Annotated in this window: 2 protein-coding genes and 1 pseudogene; 1 reads left to right on the top strand and 2 read right to left on the bottom strand. The window is 70.3% G+C overall.

Annotated features, from left to right (window positions below; genetic code table 11):
- Both G6020_RS10805 and fgd read right to left on the bottom strand, forming a co-directional pair.
- Positions 1-435 (bottom strand): suppressor of fused domain protein (locus G6020_RS10805; protein WP_182610630.1); only part of this gene is annotated, 435 nt, incomplete at its 3' end.
- On the bottom strand, positions 432-1451 hold the full coding sequence (gene fgd, locus G6020_RS10800) for a glucose-6-phosphate dehydrogenase (coenzyme-F420) (RefSeq protein ID WP_182610629.1): 1020 nt from the start codon (positions 1449-1451) through the stop codon (positions 432-434). The genes G6020_RS10805 and fgd, both read right to left, overlap by 4 nt.
- A 531-nt stretch (positions 1452-1982) precedes the next feature.
- On the opposite strand from fgd, the pseudogene G6020_RS10795 reads away from it, so the two are divergent.
- A pseudogene (locus G6020_RS10795) lies at positions 1983-2268 on the top strand (hypothetical protein); the annotation flags it as partial.

Raw genomic sequence — 2268 nt, 5'->3', positions numbered from 1 at the left:
CGGGGTGAGGACCAGGTGCTCGCAGCGTCGGCCGGAGTCGACGAGCCCCACGGCGCCCGGGATCACCGCGCCCGGTGCCACGTGGATGGACCCGGTGGCGACGGCCAGCGCGCACGCGTCCAGGACGTCGGCCATGGCGCGATGCCCGGTGCGGCCGACGGTGACGAACTCACTGCGGATCTGCCGACCGTCGGGCGTGGTGACGTTGGTGGGCAGCTCCCGTGCGCCGACGGTGGCGTAGGTGGTGAACCCGGGCGCGGGGACGTTGTCGACGACGACGATGTCGCAGTGCCACTCCGTGGTCTGACCCTCCTCGTCGGCCTCCGTCTCGTGCGGGTAGCGCAGGACGCGGACCGACTCGGCCACGTCGAGGAGACCCTCGAGGCCGGAGAGGTCAGCCTTGTCCGGGCCCGGGACGGTGCTCGCGCCGCTCACGCCAGGTCACGCAACCGCGGCTCGAGGTCGGTCTTGAACAGGTCCAGGAACCGCTTCTGGTCGTGGCCCGGTGCGTGGAACACGAGGTGGTTCAGGCCGGCGTCGACGTACTGCTTGACCTGCGCGACCGCGTCATCGGGGTCCGAGGCGACGATCCAGCGCTTGGCCACCTGCTCGATGGGCAGCTCGTCGGCCAGGCGCTCCATCTCGCGCGGCGAGTCCACGGAGTGCTTCTGCTGGGGCGTCAGCGAGAGCGGCGCCCAGAAGCGGCAGTTCTCCAGGGCCGCGGCCGGGTCGGGGTCGTAGCTGATCTTGATCTCGATCATCCGGTCGATCCGGGAGGAGTCACGGTCGTTGATCCCGGCGCCCTCCTCCACCGCCGGCAGGAGCTTGTCGGTGTAGAGCTCCATGCCCTTGCCCGAGGTGCAGATGAAGCCGTCGCCCACCCGACCGGCGTACTTGGCCACCACGGGTCCACCGGCGGCGATGTAGACCGGCACGCCACCCTCGGGCACGTCGTAGAGGAACGCGTCCTTGGTGGTGTAGAAATCGCCGTCGAAGTTGGTGGTCTCGCCGGTCCACAGCTCGCGCATGAGCCGGACCGACTCGCGCAGGCGGGCGAACCGCTCCTTGAACTCCGGCCACTGCCCCTGGTGGCCGGTGGCGATCTCGTTGAGCGCCTCGCCGGTGCCCACGCCGAGGAAGATGCGGTCCGGGTAGAGGCACGCCATGGTGGCGAAGGCCTGCGCGAGCACCGCCGGGTTGTAGCGGAACGTGGGAGTGAGCACGGAGGTGCCCAGCTGCAGCCGCTCGGTGCGCTCCCCCACGGCCGTCATCCACGCCAGGGAGAACGGGGCGTGGCCGCCGTCGTGGCGCCACGGCTGGAAGTGGTCCGAGACCGTGGCCGAGTCCATGCCCGCCTGCTCCGCCAGGACCGCGTACTCGACCAGGTCGCGCGGGCCGAACTGCTCGGCCGAGGCCTTGTAACCGAGCTTCAGGGCGGAGGTGGGGGGCATCGACGACTCCTCGTGGGTTGTGTGAGTGACTTCACCGACGCGGCGGTCGGGTCACTGCAGCCGAGTATGCCAGCGCCGCCGCGCCGGGGTTCCAGGCGTGACAGCGACGCGGTCGAGCCGCAGCAGCGGGCCCCCGGATCCGACCAGACGACGACGGCGATGACTTCGACGTCGTCGTCAAGGGCGACACCGTCCCCGCCGACGCCCGCACCGCTCTGGCCGCGCTGGACACCTGGATCAACGAGGGCACCCGCCCGAGCGGCGACTGGGCGACGTTCACCTCGAGCGACCCGGACTCGGACGGGTGGCGCTGGGCCACCGTCAACCAGAAAACCGGGACGGTCGTCTACATCCGCTGACACCCGCTGCAACACGCAGGAACTGTCGTGAGATTCGTCACTCGCCGCAGGAAATGTAACGATTCGGCCACCGGCGACCATACTCTGGATGAAGCGGCGGTCATGGCGGGCCAGCCCGTGCCGGAGCCCCCTCCTCCGGACCGGTCGCCGAGTAATGGCTTTCGGAGGAGCTATGCGGATTCGACACGCGGCCACCGCGCTGGTCGCCCTCGGTTCCGCTTCCGCCTGTGCGCTCGGCGCCACGTTGATCCTGCAGGACCGCGAGGACGATGCCCGCGAGTCGGCGCTACGAAGCTCCTCCTGGTCAGTGCAGGCCTCCACCGACTTCGGCACCACCTGGACCGCTCCCATCTCCACCTACGGCGGGCACTTCCCCGTCCGCGTGGACACCGCCGCGCTCCGCAACCGTTCCGCGTACCAGCCCCTGACCCTGCGGACGAGCGTCGATTCCCGCTCGG

It is taken from the genome of Dietzia sp. B19 (assembly GCF_014145155.1).
Lineage (GTDB): Bacteria > Actinomycetota > Actinomycetes > Mycobacteriales > Mycobacteriaceae > Dietzia > Dietzia natronolimnaea.
Note: the sequence above shows the minus strand (reverse complement) of the source record. Positions and strands in the feature narration are given on the sequence as shown.